The organism is Moraxella sp. CTOTU46934 (genome assembly GCF_031979465.1).
Classification (GTDB): Bacteria; Pseudomonadota; Gammaproteobacteria; order Pseudomonadales; family Moraxellaceae; genus Faucicola; species Faucicola tetraodonis.
In genome coordinates, this window is sequence record NZ_DALZEG010000005.1 from 90227 (window position 1) to 112195 (window position 21969).

Genomic DNA, 21969 nt, shown 5'->3' on the forward strand with positions numbered 1-21969 from the left:
TTGAGTGATATCGGTGCAGGTTTGGCTGGCAGTGTCGACGTATCAGCTAGCGATGGATTAGGAGATTGGTTGTGAAGATTTGGCAAGAGTTGCTCACAAATGATTTTTCAATACGTTTGGTTGTTTAATATGTTTGGTAAAGTTTAAATAAAACGAGTGCGTTTAAGGTAGTTGGTAATTGTTGCATTCTTGTCCATGCAAAGCTTCGCCCCACAAAATCATAAAATAATTTTATGATAATTAGTATTATTTATGAATATTTATTATGATTTGAAGCTTTTAGTGGGAAATACCTTTATACTGAGCGGACTTATTTTTACCTTTCCCTTTTTATCTTAGTTAATAGCCTATTAAAAGGATTTCAGCGTATGCCATTATCATATAAAGCCCCCCTGCGTGATATTCGCTTTTTAACCAATGAAGTATTTAATTACCCCGAACACTATAAAACCTTAAAATCTGGTGAAAATGCCGATCCTGAAACCGTGGATATGATGCTTGAGAGTTTTGCGGATTATTGTAGCAATGTGTTGATGCCACTGTACCAATCAGGCGATGCTGAAGGCTGCCATTTTGACAAAGGTGTTGTCACCACGCCAAAAGGCTTTAAAGAAGCTTATGATATGTTCGTTGAAGCTGGGTATCAAGCCATACCGTTTCCTGAAGAATTTGGTGGCTTGAATATGCCAATGTCTGTCAACCTCATCAAAAGTGAAATGATGGGCACGGCAAACTGGGCATTTGCCATGTATCCAGGACTGTCGGTAGGCTGTATGAATACCATCATGCAATACGGCACCGCCGAGCAAAAAGCCACTTATATGCCAGCCTTGGTAGAAGGTCGCTGGTCAGGCACCATGTGTTTGACTGAACCACAATGTGGTACCGACTTGGGTCAAGTTAAAACCAAAGCCATCCCACAAGACGATGGTACTTATAAGATTAGTGGTACCAAAATCTTTATTTCATCCGGTGAACATGACCTGACAGAAAATATCGTGCATATCGTTTTAGCACGCCTACCCGATGCGCCTGAAGGTACCAAGGGTATTTCGTTATTTATCGTGCCAAAATTCTTGGTCACAGAAAACGGCGACATTGGTGAGCGCAATCCCGTTAACTGTGGCTCAATTGAGCACAAAATGGGTATCAAAGCTTCAGCAACTGCAGTACTCAACTTTGATAATGCCACAGGCTATCTAATCGGTGAGCCAAATAAAGGCTTAAAAGCCATGTTTACCTTTATGAATACTGCTCGCCTAGGCACAGGCATGGAAGGCTTAGCGCATATGGAATTGGCTTTCCAAAACTCATTGCCCTACACCAAAGAACGCCGCTCAATGCGTACCCTATCAGGTACCAAAGAGCCAAACCAAGTGGCTGATGCGATTATCCATCATGCCGATGTTGCGCGCATGCTACTCACCCAAAAAGCCTTCTCAGAAGGCGCGCGCTCAATGATTTATCACGCATCACGCTATGCTGATAAAATGTTTGAAGGCGCGATGCTCGGTGACGATGCTGAGTTCCACAAATGGGATGATAAATTGGGCTTTTATACCCCAATACTCAAAGGCTTCTTAACTGAACTAAGCATTGAATGCGCCAAACATGGTATGCAAATCTACGGCGGTCATGGCTATATCAAAGAATGGGGCATGGAACAAATCGCCCGTGATGCACGTATCTCAACCCTTTATGAGGGCACTACAGGCGTACAAGCGCTTGACCTATTAGGTCGTAAAGTGTTAATCCAATCAAAAGGCAAAGTGCTGCTGGATTACACCGCCAATATCATGAAATGGTGTAGTGAATACGCACTAGATAAAGGGATGCGTAAATTTGTTTGGGAATTGACCAAATACTGTGCAGAGTGGAATACCCTAACCACACGTATTATGCTCACGGCTCGTAAAGACCGTGAAATCGTCTCAGCAGCATCCGATGATTACTTAATGTACTCAGGCTATGTCATCATGGGCTATCACTGGGCACGCATGGCGGCGGTAGCGTATGACAAGCTCAAAAATGGCGGCAGCGAAACCAAAGAATTCTATGAAGCCAAAATCAAAACCGCTGAGTTCTATTTTGAAAAACTATTGCCACGCGCCTCAGGTCACTCAGAGAGCATGTTGGCACCAAGCGAGTTAATGGCGATGGATTTAGATAGCTTTAATTTCCTAGACTAATGGGTTAAACTTGTTGCGCCATTTTGCAAAAAGGCTGCTCAACCTTAATGGGGGCAGCTTTTTTATTGCTCAAAATTTTAACACCTACAAAAGAATTGATTATGGAATTTACTGCTTTTTCGCGCCAAGTCATTGACCAACTAGAATCGGATATCACAGCCTACCTCCAAGCCTGCAAGTTACCCTCACCGCTGCATGAAGCAAGCCTATACGCGATGACCAATGGCGGCAAACGGGTACGTCCTTTACTGATTGCAGCAACTTTTGCCACAGTAAAAACCGAAAGCAGTCTTACCCACCCATCCCATCAATTATCTAATGACGTGCGCCGTGCCATGATGGCGGTAGAGTGTCTACACGGCTATTCGCTGGTGCATGATGACTTGCCTTGTATGGATGATGATGCGCTGCGCCGAGGGCGCCCTACCACCCATATCGCCTATGGTGAAGCCGCTGCGATGCTTGCCGGTGACGTGCTACAGACCTTGGCATTTGAAGCCCTAACCCATACGTATTTTGGTGAAAACAGTGAGTTTGCTACCCCGCTATCTGCCACGTTTGCGCCACGGGCACGGCGGATGGTCATGGGGCAAATGCTGGATTTAAATGGCGAGCACCAACAGCTTAGCCAAACTGCGCTTGAAGCCATCCACCGTGACAAAACAGGTGCGCTCATTGAAGCGTCAGTATTGATGGGTGCCATCTGTGCCAACGCGACTGACAGCGAGCGCCAAGCACTCAATAGCTTTGCCGAGCAGATTGGCTTGGCTTTCCAAGTACAAGATGATATTTTGGATGTGACTGCCGACACCAAGCAGCTTGGCAAACCTGCGGGGAGTGATGAAAAATTGGATAAATCCACTTATGTCAAATTACTGGGCGTGGAAGCTGCCAAAACCTACGCGCAAAGCTTATTTGATACCGCGAAAAATGCGGTGGTTGCTGAATTTGGCAATGATAACTATTTGCTCGATTTGGCAGACTGGTTGTGGGCGAGAGACAAATAGTCATTTTTTCCTAAACCCAGCAAACAAGCCTTCATGGTTAATTTTTGGCATTTTCATGGTCACGGTGTTTGACAGCAAATCATGTAGCGCCAAGCCTTGCTTATTGACCCATGCAAACCAATAATTAAACAATAGCCCAATAAACATACTAAAATACAGCGCACCCACCGACTGGTGGATAAGATAGCCTATCATCCCGCAGACCACCGGCAATAAACACGCGGCTAATATCCGCATCATCGATTGCCGCCAACTTAGCAATGAGCCATCACGGTTCATGGTTTTAAGCCGCCAAGTCTGCATGCCAAGCGTCTGCCCTGCCTTACGCCAAAACACCCCATAAAACCCGACCAAGATAATCACAAACGCAGGGATTTGCACAATATTTCGATACCATAGCGGTAATGTCGCCGCTTGCTTCATATCCGTCCCTGCCAAACCTAGCAGTTTAGTCCCCAATACAATCAGCAGCATCTGCACAAAAAATAGCATCGCCAAAATCAACATACCATCATACAGCATAGCAATCAGCCGAGTAGCCGCTTTTGCCATCACAGGTTGTTGTTCTGGCAATGGCGCTGATGGCAGAGATTGCGGCTGGCTGCTGGTCTCAGCTGTTTTTAACATTGGGGTTTTGGTCTTAGGCATAGGTATAGCGGGCGAATGATAGGAGTAATTAAGCGAAATTGTAGCCTAAATACAACCAAAAGGCTATGACTCAAACGCACACTCGAGCCCCATCAGCGCATAACTGGGATAAACATGACTCAGCTCAACATAACTGGGATGAAAATGCCTTAGGCAACTTTGGCAAACAAGGGAGGACTAACGGCAAAATAACCCGCCGAGTAATATGAGACATAAAAAAATAAGGCATAAAAAAAATCGCCTGAACTCAAAGAGTGGCGATTAATTTTAACAAAGTAATTAGTGGTGCGCTTGGAGGGAGTCGAACCCCCGACCCTCAAGTTCGTAGCCTGATGCTCTATCCAACTGAGCTACAAGCGCTTAACTAATGTCTTCTTTTGAAGTGGGCGCTATTATAAGTTAGAATATTTATTTTGTCAAACTTTATTTTAAATAATTTAAAAACTAATTTTGATTCAATAAATGGCGGTGACGGAGGGATTCGAACCCTCGATACAGTTTCCCGTATGCAGCCTTAGCAGGGCTGTGGTTTCAGCCACTCACCCACGTCACCGAATTGCTCTTACTTATCTATAACACCGTACAATAATTTTAGTCAATGTCGCCATTAACCTCAAGCATTGTGGGTGGGCATTATAACAAACCAATCCAAATTTGCAAGACTTTTTAAAAAAATTATGTGAGAATAATTACATCACCTTGGCAGTGGCACCATGCCTGCCCAGAAACAAGTCGTTATGTGATAATCTGTTTGAAAGTAATGATTAAAAAAACCACTTAACCAATCCTTTATGAGGATTGATAACAAGCCTGTGAGAATCTTATGTCAACCCCTGCTACTCTTGCCCCTATTTTAGCACCTAGCATGACACTGCGCCCCACTGTATTGTGTTTTTCGGGGTTAGATCCATCAGGTGGCGCAGGCTTGCAAGCGGATATTGAGTCGATTGGGCAAGCAGGGAGTCATGCAGCGATTGCCTGTACCGCAGTGACCGTTCAAAGTTCACAGCAAGTTTTTGGGTTTGAGGCATGCGCAAGTGAGCTGGTAAGGGCGCAAGCACTGGCGGTGCTCAATGATTTGCCTGTCAAAGCCATCAAGTCAGGGATGCTTGGCACCACTGATAATATTGCGATGCTCGCGCAGCTTTTCACCGATGGCAGTATTGCAACAGGTACGCCATATGTGCTTGACCCGGTACTGGTAGCCAACAGTGGCGGTGCGTTAGGTGACAAAGACACCTTGGTGGCTGCCTTCGCCCAGTTGACCCCTTTTGCAACCCTAATGACCCCTAACAGCATTGAACTGCGTGATTTGACAGGCATCGACAATCTCCACGCCGCCGCCAAAGATTTGTGTCAACAAGGTGCCAAAGCAGTGCTAGTCAAGACGTCTCACGATAGCCAAGCCGCTGGTATCGAGCAATATTTATACGTTAATGATAACCAAAACTGCCGACTGGCATACCAAGCGATTTTGCCAAGACTGGCGGGTGAGTATCATGGCTCGGGCTGCAGTCTAGCAAGTTATATTGCAGGTCGCTTGGCACTGGGTGATAAGCTTGTGACAGCGGTACAATGCGCAGATATTTGGACGCAACACGTGCTCAAAGTCGCTGACATTGTCCATCCTCATGGTCAAAGAATTCCCAAACGCTTTCATTACAGCTCAATGCTAGGTTAGGCAAGCTAATATGGGGTTATTATTGGAGTGGTCGATTGTCAAGACGTTGCTATTGCAGCTAGGTGTGATCGCCCATTTTCTCATCACGCTTTGGCTAGTTGTGCGGGTTATTCAACAGCAGCGCCACCAAAGCGTAGCCATTGCTTGGATTGCGGTGTTATTTGCCCTGCCTGTTGTTGGCATCATCGGTTATATGTTATTTGGTGAAATCAATATTGGGCATCAGTATCGTAAGCGCAGTTTGATGGCGCAAAAATTACTGCGTGACTTTGCCAACGCCCAGCAGATTGATTTTAATGAAATTTCCAAAAATTTAGATACCGAAGCACGACAACTGAGCAATATCGCCCTACTAAAAACCGGGCTTGGCGTGTACGACCATCATACGCTGACGCTGATGACAGACGCTGACCATATTTTTGCCAGTTTATTAGCCGATATCCGTGCGGCAAACACGATGATTTTGCTGGAATTTTATATTGTGTCGCCACAAGGCCGGGTGATTGAGTTATTAGAAGCTTTGATGGCGGCTAGCCAGCGCGGCGTATCCGTGCATTTGCTCGCTGATAGCGTTGGCAGTCATGCGTTTTTTCGCAGTTCGTGGGTGCAAAAACTCAAAGACGCTGATGTTTTTGTGCATGAGTCGCTGCCCGTGGGTTTGTTCAAAACTATTGTCAAACGCATTGATATCCGCAATCATCGTAAGCTGGCTATTTTTGACAACTGCTATGGCTATACGGGAAGTTTTAATTTAATCGACCCCGATTTTTTCAAACAAAACGAGCATGTGGGCAAATGGATTGATGTCATGATACGGGTGGAAGGTCATGATAACGTCAATTCGGTGAAAGCCATGGCACTTGTCACGACCACGGATATCAGCGCAGAAACCAACGCCAATTTTTCCGGCCTTAAAAAAATCGTTAATCGCTTTACCAAGTCGTTCTATACCGAGTCGCTGTATATTGGCACATCAAAGCTGCATCATCGCAAATTACAACACGTGACTAATTCTCGCGGGGTAGGTCAAAACGCTAACACGCGTGTCGCTCAGCCGCCCTTGTTAAACATTTTGCCGCTGCAAAGCGACCTACAAGCTTATCCGTCAGTGAGTCAAGTCAGTTTGCAGCTGATTCCATCGGCGCCAGAATTAACGGGACATGTCATCTACGAAACCTTGGTGTGTGCGATTTTTGCTGCCAAAAAACAAGTGGTTATTACCACGCCTTATTTTGTGCCAGATGATGCACTACTGCTTGCCATCACTACCGCTGCCAAGCGTGGGGTCAAGGTGATTTTAAATGTACCCAAAAAAGTAGATTCGCTATTGGTACGGTTTGCTTCACAGGCTTATTTTGAGCCGCTGTTGTCAGCAGGGGTGCAGATTTATTTGTTCAATGCAGGCTTGCTACATGCCAAGATTTTGTGCGTGGATGATGATTATTGCTTATTTGGTACCGTCAATATGGATATGCGCAGTTTTTATCTGAATATGGAGGTAAGTATGGCGATTTATAATCGTACCATGACCCAGCAAATGCTCACTTGCCAGCATGAATATCTGCAACAAAGTGAGCCATTACAGCGCTATGGATGGCAGCAGCGTAGCTTTGGGGCAAAATTCTTGGACAACGCTATTCGCCTGTTTAGCCCACTGCTTTAAAGTTTACTCATTTAATCGTCGTTTGCCAAAGACTATAGGGTTACAAAGACTATAGGGTTAATAAATAAACACCTACGGTTTGCACCAAGGTTTCTAGCAAAATAATCAAGAAAAAACCCAGCATAGGTGCCAAATCAAGCATGCCTGTAGCAGGTAAGACTTTGCGAAACGGCTGAATAATTGGCTCACTAAGCAAGGTGAGCAGGCCAAAAATTGCTGGCATTTTTTGGGTAAAAAGCATCACCCAGCCCCCGATAAACGAGCCAATAATGATGTACTGACACATTCTTAAAAAATCAATCAGCAAGGTCACCGCCGCCACAAAAAACATCATGACAGGTGAAAAATGCCGCGATAGATAATCAACCATGGCTAAGTTTACTTCTGGCATATAAAACAGACCAATATTTTGACTATCAATACGCATCATGCCAAGCACGCCCCAAATAAAAATCATCCGCAGCAAAAACAGCAACACCAAACTTGCGGTATTGATTCTGCCATCGCCAAGGGTTGGGAAAATACGTCCAAACACATCGACAATGCGTGTCATACGATAAATGGGTTTGGCAAACGCATCCTTTGCAGTAATGCCAGCAAACTGCAGCATAAATCGAAAGAAAACCAGTATCATCGCCGCCGCGACGACGATATCAAACAACCCTGCCAAAAGATTAGTCATGCCCTGTTTTTATCCTTATTTGCTGCTTACACACTTGTTAACGATAAGCCGTTAAGATAGTCAATTAAAATTTGCTGTTGTAGCCAATGTTATAGCCAAATCGAGTTATTTGCCAAACGCTTGGCTTAGCTCACGCGAGCGCTGCTCACATGCTAGCATGGCATCGGCAATAATTTGATGCATTTTTTTGTCATCCATCACTTCAATTGCCGCTTGGGTAGTCCCATTGGGCGAGGTCACTTTGCGACGCAGGTCAGCTGGCGTATCATGACTGGTCAATGCCATTTGCGCTGAGCCCAGTGCCGTTTGCATTGCCAAAGCCGTTGCTTGGGTTTGAGTGAGCCCCAATTTTTCACCCGTGGCAATCATATTTTCTAACATATAAAAGAAATACGCAGGCGCTGACCCTGAGATAGCAGTCACGGCGTGCAGTAGCTCTTCGTCATCTACCCATAACACCAGTCCTGCCGCGGACATCACTTGCTGCGCGAGTTGTTGCTCCGCCTCGCTCACCGCTGCTGTCGCGTACAAGCCTGTGGCACCCATTTGAATCATCGCAGGGGTATTTGGCATCGCTCGCACTAGTTTGACTTGCGGCCCCAACCATTCGGCTAAACTATCAGTACCAATCCCTGCGGCAATTGAAATAACCACTTGCTCACCCCAGCTATCTTTGACTGGCAGTAGTACATCTTTAATGACCTGCGGTTTGACGGCTAGCACGACCACATCAGCTTTTTCGATGGCGTGCTTGGTATCGTCGATATTGCTCGCATTGTAAGTATTTAACCCTTGGGCTTGAAAATCCGCTAACTTTTCAGCATCGGTTTCAACCACATGCAGTAAGCTACTTGGCTGACCTTTTGCCAATAGCCCTGCGATAAGTGCCGATGCCATATTACCGCCACCAATAAAAGCGATATTAAGAAAAGTTGTGGTTGCCATAGATGTCCTTTGTAGTCATTTTTTGTGGGGTGACGAAAGCAGTTAGAAGAAAGCAGTTAAAGGGTTCGCCCTCGCTATTATTCGCAAATAAGTCTACCATACCTACTGCAAATTTTGATGACAAATTTACAGCGTAAATTGGTGTCCATGGCGCAAATTCAAGCGATTAATGGCGGTTTGATAACCTTAATCCATGATAGCCTCAGTCCATGATAGTCTTAAATCAATGAGATTCACTCATCAAGCTGTCTGTCCAAACCAAGTGCCACGGACAAGGCGCTTGGGTAGCCAAATTCAGCTCACCGGCATCTGCCAACCAAACACTGGTATTCGGCAATAATAAAGCGAATCGTGACGGTGTTTGGGATGCAATGGGTGCCTTTTCTTTGTTGACATTCATGATGACCACTTTGGCAAATTGTCGCTCCCAGCTAGGAATATCAAATCGTTGGCACAGTTTTTTAAACGATTGATGAAACGATTGTGACAATAATTGAAAAGACTCATTGGGCAACACGGCTCTGCTAGCAAGCGCCAATTCTGGAGATAGCCCCACAGATAATCCCAAATCAGCAGTCAAATTGGCTAATACCTTGTTATCTGACTTGCCATGAATCGCCTTCACATAATCGGCATCAAGACGGTATAACGTATCGCGGTATTTTCTAATCTCAATCCCCTGCCACTGCAAAATCGCTTGCTGGTCTGTTTGCACTGATTGTAGTAACTGCTCAATTTGTACAATCCATTGCCGAGTGGGGGCAAATTTTTGTGAGCCTTTGACCCAATGATGCAATAGGTTAAAGCGTCTTGCTTGGCTCAATGCTTTTAGATTGGGGATATGCAAACATTGCTGATGACTTGTCCAGCTATTTGACCACTGACATAGCGCCAAATCTTGTTGATATTGCTCCTCGACTATACGCTGCGCTTCGGTCAGGTTTTGCTGGGTGCGGGTGATATTTTGCACTACCTTATGAAAGCGCTCATCAAGGAGTGGCAAAATCTGATTACGTAAAAAAGCGCGCTGATTAGTTACGCCAAAATTGGTAGGATCATCGACATGAGGAATATGTTGCGCCGCTACAAAATCGCTAATCTCATCACGCGTTACCCCAAGCAACGGACGCCATAACCAAATAGGTTTGCCAAATTCGTGTTGCACCCCAAATGCCGGCATGCCTGTCAGCCCTGCCAACCCTGTCCCTTGGCATAGGTTCATCAACAAGGTTTCCACCTGATCGTTGGCGTGATGCGCCAAGGCAACAATGGCATTTTCGCCTGCAATCTGTATGATGGCACGATAGCGAGCAGTTCTGGCTTGCTGTTCATTGACTTGTTGTTCTTGGCTGATTGTGCTATCGGCTGCATAAACTTGCTGCGATTGCCAATCGATACAAACGCTGTCATAGTCGATGTGGTGCTTGTGGCAATAGGCTTCTACCAGTTGTTGCCAGTCATCACTGACTTTTTGCAATTTATGATTGATATGAATCACATGAATCGGTAGTTGTAGCTGCTGACAGGCGAACAGTAATGCCATCGAGTCTCGCCCGCCACTGCACGCAATATAAATTTTAGTGGTAGACTTGGGGTGCGGGTTGATATGAGTTTGATAACTTTGTTTAATCGCTTCAATGACAGGTGACATAGGGACAGATGACATAGGGATAGACGACATAGTGCTCAAGCTCATGCGGCGAGAGAAAAACCAGGAGATAAAACAAATGAGATAAAACAAATGCGATAAAATAATGGGCGCCTCAATAAACGCCCATGGGTCATTAAAATAGGTTAAATCACTGACAATCAAGCAGAGGCTTTTGGTAAGGACACCGTAGAATTAAAGCTCATCAATTTTTCATAGCGTTGTTGCAGACGCGTTTGCTCATCAAGCTTTTCAAGCTGTGCTAGCTGTTGCTCGAGCGTGGCTTTAAGGTTGGTCATAGCCACATCGCTGTTAATATGCGCGCCCTCGCCTTCCCCAATCACTTCATCAATTAAGCCAAGAGATTTTAAATTTGTCGCACTGAGTTTCAACGCCTCACTGGCTTGGGGCGCTTTTTCAGCCGTTTTCCATAGAATCGATGCACAACCTTCAGGCGAAATCACAGAATAAATGCTGTTTTCTAGCATATTGATACGATCCGCGACGCCAATCGCCAGGGCACCGCCTGACCCCCCTTCTCCGATTACCGTAGCAATCACAGGGACGTTCAAAGATGAAAATACCGCAATACTTTGGGCAATCGCTTGGGCTTGACCACGCTCTTCTGCACCTACGCCAGGATATGCGCCTTGGGTATCAATAAAGGTAAACACCGGCAATTTAAACCGTTCTGCCATTTGCACCAGTCTAACTACTTTGCGGTAGCCTTCTGGGTTTGCCATACCAAAATTGTACTCAATACGCTCACGGGTGCTGCGACCGCGATGTTGACCAATCAGCATGACAGGCTGGTCGTTAAACATCGCCATGCCCCCCAAAATCGCTTTGTCATCGGCATACGCGCGATCCCCTTGCAGCACATCAAATTCCGTGAACAGCTGGTTGGCATAATCCAAAAATAATGGTCGTTTTGCATGACGTGCAAGCTGTACTTTTTCCCAGACACTCATTGTCGTTATTCCCTTGTTTTATTGCGACTGTTGTCATCTTAATATCGTATGACAGACCTAAGCTCTTAATTTAAAATTTAAAAATTTGCTTAGCTATTTACTTAGCTGTTTATCTAACTATTTGCTTACCCAATAGCTGGCTCATAAGTGGCAACGGATAAGCTCATGCCCCACTTTTGCCAAATATCAATTTCATCTTGCAAATCTGATAGCACAAGACTTGCGTTATCATCGGCTAAATTTACCGAAACTTCCCAAGTATGGTTATCTTTAGCCGCTAGCTGAATCGGTAGCGTATCATGTTTGCTACGGCTGTGATGCACCAGTACCGCTAGGCGTAAAATCAAAGTTAAATACACCAGATTATCACCGCCGACCATTTTGACTTCATCATAACTATCAGGTTTTAATTTACGGCGATGGTGCATGACGAGCTGCGACAAGCGTGTTTTATCGACTTGTGAGAACCCATCAATATCCGAATTTTCCAGCAAATAGGCACTGTGCCTGTGATAGCTACTATGGCTGATGGCAAGACCAATTTCATATAAATAGGCACCACGGCGAAGTAAATCCGCGTCTTCTTCATCAAGCCCCAAGCGGTTTTTCACTTGGTCAAACAGCTGCTGCGCGGTACGTACCACACGTTTTGCTTGTTTTCTATCAACCGAATAACGCGTCATCAAGGCTTGTACACTGCGATCGCGTACATCTTCACTGGCAAAACGCCCGAGCATGTCGTACATGACACCTTCACGCAGCGCACCATCTGAATAAGAGATGGTATCAATGCCCAAAACATTCATCGCTGCGAGCAGCACGGCGACACCAGCCGGCAACACTACTTTACGGGTGTCTTTAATGTCGGCAAAATCAATATTGTCGATATGTTTTGCTTTAATCAGTAATTTTTGGATTTCTTTGACACCGCTGTAGGTCACACGAGCATTTTCATCGGCAAGTCCAAGTTGCAGCAAAATTTGATTGACCGCTTTAATCGTGCCACTTGAGCCCGTGACACTGTCCCAGCCCGTTTTTTGGTACAAACGGCTAATGCCAAGCACTTCTTTTCTCGCCGCAGCAATCGCTTTTTCAAACGCTTTCTCGGTGATAGCGCCGTCAGTAAAATAGGATTTGGTAAAGGCAACACAGCCCATCTGTAGGCTTTCGGTCAAAATCGGGTCAAAGCCTTTGCCAATAATAAACTCCGTCGAACCACCCCCAATATCAATCACCAAGCGTTTGTCGGTACTGGCATTGGTATGAGAAACTCCCAAATAAATTAGACGCGCTTCTTCTCGCCCCGCAATAACTTCTAAGGGTTTGGGTAAAATTAAATTGGCTTGTCGAATAAATTCATCCGCATTTTTGGCTTGGCGCAGCGCATTGGTAGCCACAATCCGTAACCGCTGTGGGGAAACAGCGTCCAGACGTCCGACAAAGCGTGTCAGACAATCCAGCCCGCGTTTTTGTGCCTCAAGCGACAAATAGTTGTTTTCATCAAGTCCAGCGGCAAGCTGCACTTTTTCTGACATTGATGCTAATTTGCGTACTTCCCCATGGTCTAACCGCGCGATGGCAAGATGAAAGCTATTTGAGCCAATATCAATGGCGGCCATAAGTTCGTTATTAGCAAGTAAGTCAGGCATATGTCACTTAGTGTTGGTTAAAGTCAATAATTCGATTAGACACCATTTTACGCATTTTCCCCCCTGAGTAAAAGCCATTTTATTGCAACTGCCATTTTTGCATCCCCACATACCTGTCCATCGGTGAAAAAAATTGACTGTAATATTTTCTAAAAACTTCTATCGTTACAATCATTTAGATACAATTAATTAGATGCCATTAATGTTTCTTATCATAACTATCAAAACAATTAACCATAGCCATACCCTGTTTTGGGGTTGTGTTATGCTAAGATGACCCTATCATAATAAGCACAATAAAGTAATTTGCCGTTGGGTGTCTGTTTAATAGATTTCACTATCCTATCATTGTTTCTATCACTTCAATGTTTCTATCACTGTTTGATTGTATCCAATATTAAGATTTTTTTATTAGGCAAAAACAAGCACTGGGCAAAAACAAGCGTTTGGGTCATTACTTAACCGTAATCCAAAACCTAACAATTAACAATATTAACACGTAGGAGTTACTATGTCTTCAGTTATTCATGCCGATGAAGGTACGTTTGAAAAAGCAGTACTACAATCAGATACCCCAGTATTGGTCGATTTTTGGGCAACTTGGTGTGGTCCATGTAAAGCCATCGCCCCTGTATTAGACGAGCTTTCCTCAGAATTTGAGGGTAAAGCGCGAATCGTTAAAATCGACGTTGACCAAAATCCAAACCTAGCCGCACAATATGGTATTCGTAGTATCCCTACCTTATTTATGTTTAAAAACGGTGAAAAAGTGGATGCCACTATGGGTATGCAACCAAAAGCCCAATTGACTGCTCTTATCAACAAACACTTATAATCGCTAGGGTAAGAATCACTAGCGTAGGTTAAATTGAATTTTTATATTGGTAACGGTATATTTTTTTGATAATTACCAGTGAGATTCGCCGCGATTTTGATACTTGTGAGTAAAAAAATCGCGGTTTTTTATGCCCATACATTGACAAATGAATATGTCAAGTCGTATAGTGTGTCTCACAAAATAACTATCTTATCGATATGCTTAACGTTACGTTAGCAGGCATTTACTATTATTTGGTTTAGTACTTGGTATTGTCTGTTTGCAACGCTCAGTTAATCATTTCAAACGTTTCTATTTTTTTCTCTTTATATTCTCTTCACACCCTACTGTCTTAAAACGATGCAGCGCCTTTGCTCGACTCACGTTTTGAGGTGGTTCAAAATTAGTTATTGATGATTTACCTATGAATTTGACTGAACTCAAGAAAAAATCGATTGCTGAATTGTTGTTGATTAGCGAGCAAATGGGTCTAGAAAACATGGCCCGTAGTCGCAAACAAGATATCATTTTTGCTATTTTAAAAACCCACGCCCGAAACGGTGAAGCTATCTATGGGGATGGCGTGCTTGAGATTTTGCCCGATGGCTTTGGTTTTTTACGATCGTCGGAAGGCTCTTACCTAGCGGGTCCCGATGATATCTATGTGAGTCCGAGCCAAATTCGCCGTTTCAATCTCAAGACGGGTGACTCAATCGCAGGGACGATTCGCCCACCCAAGGATTCTGAGCGTTATTTTGCCCTATTAAAAGTTAACGAAATCAACTTCGACACCCCAGACCGCTCTCGCCACAAACTGATTTTTGAAAACTTAACCCCTCTTTTTCCCACCCAGCAGCTTCGCTTAGAACTTGGTAATGGTACCACAGAAGACTTAACGGGTCGTATCATTGACTTGATTGCCCCGATTGGTAAAGGTCAACGCTCAATTATTGTCGCCCCACCAAAAGCGGGTAAAACCGTACTACTACAATCTATCGCGCAATCCATCACCAAAAACAACCCAGAATGTTATCTCATCGTGCTGCTCATTGACGAACGTCCTGAAGAAGTGACCGAGATGCAGCGCACGGTGCGTGGTGAAGTGGTCGCATCGACCTTTGATGAGCCGCCAACCCGTCACGTACAAGTCGCCGAAATGGTGATTGAAAAAGCCAAACGCTTGGTTGAGCACAAACAAGACGTGGTGATTTTACTTGACTCCATCACACGCCTTGCCCGCGCTTACAATACTGTATTGCCTTCATCGGGTAAAGTATTGACTGGTGGGGTGGATGCCAATGCCTTAGAACGCCCAAAACGCTTTTTTGGTGCCGCGCGTAATGTCGAAGAAGGCGGTAGCTTGACCATTATTTCAACCGCTTTGATTGACACAGGCAGTACCATGGATAAGGTGATTTATGAGGAGTTTAAGGGGACAGGTAACCAAGAAATTACCCTTGAGCGAGACATTGCCGAAAAACGGGTATTCCCTGCCATCAATATCAAAAAATCGGGCACTCGCCGTGAAGAGCGTTTGATGGATGAAGCGATGTTACGCAAAGTATGGATTCTGCGCAAACTGTTACACCCCATGGATGAACTACAAGCCACTGAGTTTTTGCTAGAAAAACTTAAAGACTCAAAAACCAATGATGAATTCTTTGAGCAAATGACGCGTAAAGATAAATCTTAATCGTGTTATCGCTTAATCCTGTTAATTAGCTGACTCGTAAAAATAAAAAAGCTCAACCTAGTGTTGAGCTTTTTGTTGGCATCTTTTTTATTCGCCTGCTTTGGGCTTAAATCGCACCGCTACTTAAATTGCACCACTAAAAGTATCGCATTGGTTGATATCACCCGATTTTAGACCGCGTGAAAACCACGTCATACGTTGTTGACTGGTACCATGGGTAAAGCTATCAGGCACCGCTGCTCGACCACTGGCTTGGGCTAAACGGTCATCACCGATTTGCTGCGCCGCATTAATCGCTTCTTCAATATCGCCTTGCTCTAAGAATTGAACACGTTGTTGGTTACGGTTTGCCCAAACACCGGCGAAACAGTCCGCTTGTAGCTCTTGACGCACTGATAAGTTGTTGGCTTGTGCTTCAGTGGCACGGCGACTGGCTTCATCCACTTTTTGGCTAATACCCAATTGATTTTGCACATGATGACCCACCTCGTGAGCAATCACATAAGCCTGTGCAAAGTCACCTGCTTTACCTTGGTTTTGTGCATCACCTGAGCCATTTTGGTCACCTGTAATACCCAATTTTTGGCGCATTTCTTGGAAAAAACTGGTATCAAGATAGACGCGTTGGTCTGCAGGGCAATAGAAAGGGCCTGTGGCTGAAGAAGCGTTACCACAACCTGAACGTACCATACCATTAAATAATACTAATTTAGGCTGTTGGTATTGCATATTGTTTTCACTAAAAATTTGACCCCAAACTTCTTCCGTGTCTTTTAATACCACTGAGGCAAATTTTTGGTCACGGTCAGCCGTTTGCTGGTCAAGGGTTTGTTGACCACTACTATTTCCACCTGTGATTGCAGAACCTGTTTGCATGGCAGTCATGGGATTCATACCAAACACCAGCCACAAAATCAAGCCGATGATAATACTACCGATACCGCCACCCACGGCTTTACCGCCGCTGACCAATACATTCGAACTACCGTCACGATCTTCCCACTTCATACCAACACCTCCTTAAATACTATCTTACTTTTATAATATGCTCATAGAATTTGCTTATTTTGGCATTGTAGCATTTTGCCTAAAAATTGCTGTGTGAAATCGTAGTTTTATACAGATTTTTGACAATAAACCCTAACAATATACCACTAATGTAACTTATCTACCCATCAAAGCCTTAGAAATCTTATTAAGATTAAGCAATTATCACCATAAAAAATTATTTTTTAACTATATCCAATAGACCGCTAAAACAAAAAAAATTTGTAAATTTACAAAAATAAAGATATCTTTGCCATATTTTTATGCGTATAATACGACATTTTCCGCGAAAAGCTAAAAAAGATATCTTTTTCGTGCGATATCAATAAATCTAAAAAGTTGTATTTGTGATTGCGGTGTTATTTTGTTACAACCTTTTATCAGATTTATTATATTTTTTTATGCGAAAGTTATTCTATCTTGACTAAGTTTCCGCTACAATATTGCCAGTTTCATGTCCCGTGTGTCTTTAATTCTAAATAAACCGTTTATTTAGAGTATCGTCGAGTGAATACGGGGTTATTTTCTTTAGGAGAACACGTAATGAACGTTAAATTAATCGCTGTATCGAGTTTAGTTGCTGCATCTTTAGCTATGACTGCATGTAGCAAAAAAGAAGAAGCTGCACCAGCTGCTGCCTCTACAACTGCTTCAACTACAGTTGCTTCATCAACAACTACTACCACTGTAGAAGCTTCTGCACCTGCAGTAACTGCATCTGCTGCAACTGTTAACGCTTCTACTGTTGTTGTAGACACTGCATCTGCTGCTGCACCAGCTTCTGCTGTTGCTGACGCTGCCAACCAAGTTGCTGCCGCTTCTGCTGCTGCAACTGTTGCTGACGCTTCTGCATCTGCTGCAAAATAATCAGTTTTTTAAACTGAACAAAAAGGAAACCCGAGCGGTTTCCTTTTTTTATGGTTAAAGATTTTGTATGGCACAAAATTTTTCACATTATTTTTTAACATCATCTAGACACTAAAAGAGTGGGTCAATTGCCCACTTTTTCAGCTACCTGGCTTTGTTAGCCAGCTGATTTTTTAACTAATTAATTTTTTAGCTAAGTGACTTTTTAGTTAAGTGACTTTATTGTTTGACAGGGGTAGCCGGCATAAACTGCGCTTGGTTGACATCCGTGCCATTGGCTTGATGCTGGGTTTTTAATGATTTTGCTACTTCTGGCGGCATATAATTCTCATCATGCTTTGCTAGTACCTCGCTTGCTACAAAGGTATTGCCTTCAAGCGAACCTGTGGCTACCACGCCCGAACCTTCGGCGAATAAATCTGGCAAGATGCCTTTATAAGATACCGGTACGGTGGATTTAAAATCGGTGATTTTAAATTTGACATTCAGTGGGTCTGTGCTATCTCGCTCGACACTACCACGCACGACCATGCCCCCTGCTCGGATACGGGTATCTTCAGGTGCTTTGCCTTGACTAATGGCTGTGGGGTCAAAATAATAGTCGGTTTGTTGTCCTACCGCATAAATTACAAGGACGACAGCAATGATTGCGCCAAATAAGGTTGCCATCACCCACATTAATTTTTTTTGTCGTACTTTATTCATCGCTTTTTTTCATCTCACTTTTGATGAACCACACCCTATGGGTCTACTTGTCTATTATAACACTGATTAGGGCGATAAATACTATTATCCGCTACTCTTAGCCGTACGCTGATGACGCTGTTGCTGGCGCGCCTGCTGGGTAGTGATATCTCGGTAGGTTGCTTTACGCTGACTACGACTAAAAAAGACGAGCGCGACAATCCCTAATAAAGTCAGTAGCCAAGTTGACCACACATAACTACCATGCCCACCCATGGCGATAAATTCGGCAAAATTATGAAAATACGGGCTCATTGGTCACCTCAGGTTTGAATGTAGGTTTAGAGAATGGATTGGTGTCATAGGATTGAAGCTATCGCTAGTTAAATGGCGATACTTTACGTCAGTAAGGAGGCTTTAACAATAACTCTTTAGTGATATAGCCGTTTGCATTCATCAATCACCCATTGTTTGCTACTTTCGCGCTGTAGAATCAAGGTGTTGGTACGATAGATGGTAAGCGCAGCCACTAAAAAATAGCTGCCTAACATCATCAGTAATAACGGAATATACATATCAGGCGGCATTTTTGGACGCTCAGTTACGGTAAATGTCGAGCCTTGGTGTAGGGTATTCCACCAGTTGACAGAATATTTGATAATCGGCAAATTAACCGCACCGACAATCGATAAAATCGCCGCCGCTTTGCCACGACTGGCGGTATGTTCAAATGCAGCAAATAGTGCCATCACGCCTGCGTACAAAAACGCCAAAATCAGCATAGAAGTCAGACGCGCATCCCATACCCAGTATGTGCCCCAGGTAGGTTTTGCCCAAATCGAGCCTGTAAGTAGACTTAACACACAAAGCATAAAGCCAATCGGCGCAATCGCTTGGGCAACCAAATTGGCGGTTTTAATTTTCCAGACCAAAAAAATCACCCCCAAAATTGCCATACCCAAATAAATTGACATGGCCAGACTGGCAGTGGGGACATGGATAAAGATAATACGATAGCTATTGCCTTGCAAATAGTCGGGTGGCGCAAACGCTAATCCCCAAACGGCACCCACCGCTAATAGCAGCGCAGCAATAACAGCTAAATATTTCACCCAAGGGGCAAAAATACGATAAAACTCTTTGGTGCCAACAGTTTTAAGAAACCCTTGCCAAAGGCGAGAAAAAAAGCCATTTTTGCCAACGTTTGGGGTAATTTCTGCCATGGAATGCGCCTTGCTTTTTTTTCTAAAATGAATGTAAGCCATCAACAATAAGATATTTGTTCGCTTATTTTACTGGTATTTGGGGATTTTTTCATCTAAAAATCATCAGCTTAACCAAGCCAGTTTTAATGAAAATGCAATCACAAAAGGCGTGACGATGACTGCCAAAATACTGCCCGCCAGTAATAGGGCTAAAATCGGATAACCGTTAAGCCCCATGGCAAATTGCCCCACTGCCCCCGTGGCAAAAATCAGTACAGGGAGCTGCATCGGTAACGAAATCAATGGCACTAACACCGCGCCGTTTTTTAGCGATAATGTCAAGCTGCTGGCAATCGCTGATAAGCATAGCAAAATCGGACTACCCACCAAAATAGAAGCACTCAGGGCAATGGCTGCTTGGCTGGTCAAGCCAAAAAGCGGCATCGCTAAAAATGCGAGCAGACACACCATCCCCGCACTGGTCAGCCAATGCACGATGAGCCGTACTAGAACCCAAGTGGGAATCGAGGCACGAGCGACAACCAATTGCGCCAGTGTGCCGTTATCGAGCGCTGGGCGAAATAAGTTTTCCATACCCATAATCAGCGACAATAACGCTGCAATCCATACCGCAGGCACGCCTAGTTGCTGCAGTAATTTTGGCTCCGTGCCCATCGCCAGTGGAAATAAGGTGATGATAATTAAAAACAACACCAGTGGATATAACCACTGCACTTTGTTTTGCTGTTTGATTTGCCATTCGCGTTGCCACAGGGCAGAAAAATCAATCATTGCAGTTGCCCCTAAACCGTATACAAGGTTAAATCTAATTGCTTGTTGGCGACGGCGACAGTTTGGTGACTGGTCATGAGCACTGCCCCGCCGCGCTGAACGAATGTCTGCATCAAGTGTTCAATTTTGGCAATCATATTGACATCAAGCGCGGTTAGCGGCTCATCAAGTAGCCAGCAAGGAAATTGCGCTACATACTCAAGCGCAAACAGCAAGCGTGCCAGACCCACGCGGCGCGTCTGCCCTGCCGAGAGTTGATAGCAGTTGATTTTCTCATAACCTGCTAACCCAACCCAATCGAGTGCTTGCTCAAGGGCATCTGCGCTTGGTTTGATGCCATACAAGGCTAACAAAAATCGCAAATTTTGCTCAACGGTGAGTTGCAAATGAATACCCAATTGGTGCGCCACATAAAATGGCTGCACAGGTAACCCTGCCTTGCCCTGCCAGCTGATATCACCGGTCAACACAGGAATCAACCCTGCAAGCTGCATCAAAAATGTGGTTTTGCCGGTGCCATTTTCACCCACCAAATGACAAATATCGCCACGGTTTAGCACCAAATTCACCGCTTCACACAGCGGAAATTCGCCACGTTGTATGGTGACATTATGACAGTTTAGCAGCGAACTGGTCGCCGAGATAGGCATAGCAGTGGGTGTTGGATTTGGCATAACATTGGTTAAAATTTGCAAGTCATTAAATAGATAACAGATTAAATTGATAAATCATGGCCTTATACCCATTGTATAGATAATTGGCTAAAGTTGTGTAGAAAGCTTATTATATACTAACTTGCGACGGGTCTTTGCAATTATCCATATAAAGTATCCATATAAAGCTTGATGATAGCGTCAAAGTTTTGCCAACCTGTTTGTTAACTTTTTTGTTTTTTAACTGTTCTGCTTTTCGTTTTTCTTTCTATTTTTAGCTATTTTTTCTTGGGTAAGTGAAATCAATGTCCAAAAATCCGAAGCGTTTATGGCAACGCCTAAAACTGTTGTTTACTGCTGAAAAATCAGCGCCGCTCCCTGTAGCCGATAAAACAACTGACCCTAGTCATTGTGCGGAGACAAACGAGCATACTGATGCTACTAGCTATCAGCCTTTTGTCAAAAATAAAGTCAATCCGGCGTTTGATGAACATAGCCATTTACAAGATGAATCGCTTTTAGCCAGTGAGTCGCTTGATGCAGATGACGAATTAGCGCTACAACCGATTACCCCCGATGATATAGAGCATATCTTAGCCAGTATGGGTTATCAATTTATGTATCATCCTGCCAGCGATCAAGATGAGCAAAGCATTCATCATTATACGATGCAAGTGTCAGATAAAGAGCGGCATTGGGGTTGTATGATTCGTTTTTTTAGTGAGCAGCAATTGATTGCGGTGTACAGTGTTTATCCCACTGCGATTGCTGAAGCCAATCGCCCTGAGATGCTCGCAATGCTCGCTTATCTGAATTATGATTTGATGATTGGCAATTTAGAAATGGATGTGATGGATGGCGAGCTGCGCTTTAAGACGTCGCTTGATTTGGAAGTGACGGGGGTGAGCGAGCTAATTATGAGTTATTTGCTACAGAGTAATTTCTCGTTATTTTCACGGCTGTATGACACCATTAGCGAGATGATTGAGCAGCCGCACACTACGCATGATTTGCAAGGTGCTGTAGACAAGCTGATAGACTCTCAGCAAGCCCGCAATTTTTTCTTAGCCTCTGATGCCATTCAATAATACGCGGTCAATATAAAAAAGGCGGTGACATCCATTCATC

Annotated in this window: 20 protein-coding genes and 2 tRNA genes; 8 read left to right on the forward strand and 14 right to left on the reverse strand. The window is 44.1% G+C overall.

What is annotated here, in order from left to right:
• Positions 1-368: 368 nt before the first annotated feature.
• Complete coding sequence (locus RTN07_RS05950; RefSeq protein ID WP_312176556.1) at positions 369-2189, forward strand: acyl-CoA dehydrogenase C-terminal domain-containing protein; 1821 nt, start codon at positions 369-371, stop codon at positions 2187-2189.
• A gap of 101 nt (positions 2190-2290) precedes the next feature.
• Positions 2291-3196, forward strand: a complete 906-nt coding sequence (locus RTN07_RS05955) for a polyprenyl synthetase family protein (RefSeq protein ID WP_312176558.1) — start codon at positions 2291-2293, stop codon at positions 3194-3196.
• Here RTN07_RS05955 and RTN07_RS05960 read toward each other — a convergent pair whose 3' ends face one another.
• From RTN07_RS05960 to RTN07_RS05970, 3 genes are all read right to left on the reverse strand, one after another.
• A complete protein-coding gene (locus RTN07_RS05960) occupies positions 3197-3823 on the reverse strand; it encodes an RDD family protein (protein ID WP_312176560.1) in 627 nt (208 codons plus the stop codon). It lies immediately after the preceding gene.
• 304 nt (positions 3824-4127) lie between these two features.
• Positions 4128-4204, reverse strand: a tRNA-Arg gene (locus RTN07_RS05965).
• Between the two features lie 103 nt (positions 4205-4307).
• Positions 4308-4397 (reverse strand) — tRNA-Ser (locus RTN07_RS05970).
• 318 nt (positions 4398-4715) lie between these two features.
• Here RTN07_RS05970 and RTN07_RS05975 point away from each other — a divergent pair.
• On the forward strand, positions 4716-5525 hold the full coding sequence (locus tag RTN07_RS05975) for a hydroxymethylpyrimidine/phosphomethylpyrimidine kinase (protein WP_312176631.1): 810 nt from the start codon (positions 4716-4718) through the stop codon (positions 5523-5525).
• A gap of 10 nt (positions 5526-5535) precedes the next feature.
• On the forward strand, positions 5536-7188 hold the full coding sequence (locus RTN07_RS05980; protein WP_312176562.1) for a phospholipase D-like domain-containing protein: 1653 nt from the start codon (positions 5536-5538) through the stop codon (positions 7186-7188).
• A gap of 49 nt (positions 7189-7237) precedes the next feature.
• Here the strand turns inward: RTN07_RS05980 and RTN07_RS05985 are convergent, their stop codons facing one another.
• The 5 genes from RTN07_RS05985 to RTN07_RS06005 form a co-directional block, all read right to left on the reverse strand.
• Complete coding sequence (locus RTN07_RS05985) at positions 7238-7870, reverse strand: YggT family protein (RefSeq protein WP_050324582.1); 633 nt, start codon at positions 7868-7870, stop codon at positions 7238-7240.
• A 105-nt stretch (positions 7871-7975) separates the two neighbouring features.
• Positions 7976-8815, reverse strand: a complete 840-nt coding sequence (gene proC / locus RTN07_RS05990; RefSeq protein WP_312176563.1) for a pyrroline-5-carboxylate reductase — start codon at positions 8813-8815, stop codon at positions 7976-7978.
• Between the two features lie 223 nt (positions 8816-9038).
• On the reverse strand, positions 9039-10496 hold the full coding sequence (gene tilS, locus RTN07_RS05995; protein WP_312176565.1) for a tRNA lysidine(34) synthetase TilS: 1458 nt from the start codon (positions 10494-10496) through the stop codon (positions 9039-9041).
• A 128-nt stretch (positions 10497-10624) separates the two neighbouring features.
• A complete protein-coding gene (locus RTN07_RS06000; protein WP_312176567.1) occupies positions 10625-11434 on the reverse strand; it encodes an acetyl-CoA carboxylase carboxyltransferase subunit alpha in 810 nt (269 codons plus the stop codon).
• A 125-nt stretch (positions 11435-11559) separates the two neighbouring features.
• Positions 11560-13083 (reverse strand): Ppx/GppA phosphatase family protein, encoded by a 1524-nt coding sequence (locus RTN07_RS06005; protein WP_312176569.1) that lies wholly within the window; start codon positions 13081-13083, stop codon positions 11560-11562.
• A gap of 511 nt (positions 13084-13594) precedes the next feature.
• Here RTN07_RS06005 and trxA point away from each other — a divergent pair.
• On the forward strand, positions 13595-13918 hold the full coding sequence (gene trxA / locus RTN07_RS06010) for a thioredoxin (RefSeq protein ID WP_007117153.1): 324 nt from the start codon (positions 13595-13597) through the stop codon (positions 13916-13918).
• Positions 13919-14324: 406 nt separating this feature from the next.
• Positions 14325-15593 carry a transcription termination factor Rho gene (gene rho, locus RTN07_RS06015; protein WP_060994528.1) on the forward strand — a complete coding sequence of 423 codons (1269 nt, stop codon included), beginning with the start codon at positions 14325-14327 and terminating at the stop codon, positions 15591-15593.
• Between the two features lie 123 nt (positions 15594-15716).
• Here the strand turns inward: rho and ypfJ are convergent, their stop codons facing one another.
• A complete protein-coding gene (ypfJ, locus tag RTN07_RS06020) occupies positions 15717-16601 on the reverse strand; it encodes a KPN_02809 family neutral zinc metallopeptidase (protein WP_312176571.1) in 885 nt (294 codons plus the stop codon).
• Positions 16602-17183: 582 nt separating this feature from the next.
• On the opposite strand from ypfJ, the gene RTN07_RS06025 reads away from it, so the two are divergent.
• Entirely contained in the window at positions 17184-17507 is a 324-nt protein-coding gene (locus tag RTN07_RS06025) for a hypothetical protein (protein ID WP_144918729.1), read from the forward strand.
• Positions 17508-17726: 219 nt separating this feature from the next.
• On the opposite strand, the gene ccmE is transcribed toward RTN07_RS06025, so the two are convergent.
• The 5 genes from ccmE to ccmA all read right to left on the reverse strand — a co-directional run bounded on the left by ccmE (position 17727) and on the right by ccmA (position 20862).
• Positions 17727-18212: a cytochrome c maturation protein CcmE gene (ccmE, locus tag RTN07_RS06030; RefSeq protein WP_040404183.1), complete on the reverse strand. Its 486-nt coding sequence runs from the start codon at positions 18210-18212 to the stop codon at positions 17727-17729.
• Between the two features lie 84 nt (positions 18213-18296).
• Positions 18297-18506, reverse strand: a complete 210-nt coding sequence (ccmD, locus tag RTN07_RS06035) for a heme exporter protein CcmD (RefSeq protein ID WP_060994525.1) — start codon at positions 18504-18506, stop codon at positions 18297-18299.
• Positions 18507-18622: 116 nt separating this feature from the next.
• A complete protein-coding gene (locus RTN07_RS06040) occupies positions 18623-19414 on the reverse strand; it encodes a heme ABC transporter permease (RefSeq protein WP_312176574.1) in 792 nt (263 codons plus the stop codon).
• 105 nt (positions 19415-19519) lie between these two features.
• Positions 19520-20188, reverse strand: a complete 669-nt coding sequence (locus RTN07_RS06045; RefSeq protein ID WP_007117161.1) for a heme exporter protein CcmB — start codon at positions 20186-20188, stop codon at positions 19520-19522.
• A gap of 11 nt (positions 20189-20199) precedes the next feature.
• The gene (ccmA, locus tag RTN07_RS06050; protein WP_312176575.1) at positions 20200-20862 is read right to left on the reverse strand and encodes a heme ABC exporter ATP-binding protein CcmA; all 663 of its coding nucleotides are present in this window, start codon (positions 20860-20862) and stop codon (positions 20200-20202) included.
• Between the two features lie 284 nt (positions 20863-21146).
• On the opposite strand from ccmA, the gene RTN07_RS06055 reads away from it, so the two are divergent.
• Positions 21147-21929: a YbjN domain-containing protein gene (locus RTN07_RS06055; protein ID WP_312176576.1), complete on the forward strand. Its 783-nt coding sequence runs from the start codon at positions 21147-21149 to the stop codon at positions 21927-21929.
• The last annotated feature ends 40 nt before the right edge of the window (positions 21930-21969 follow it).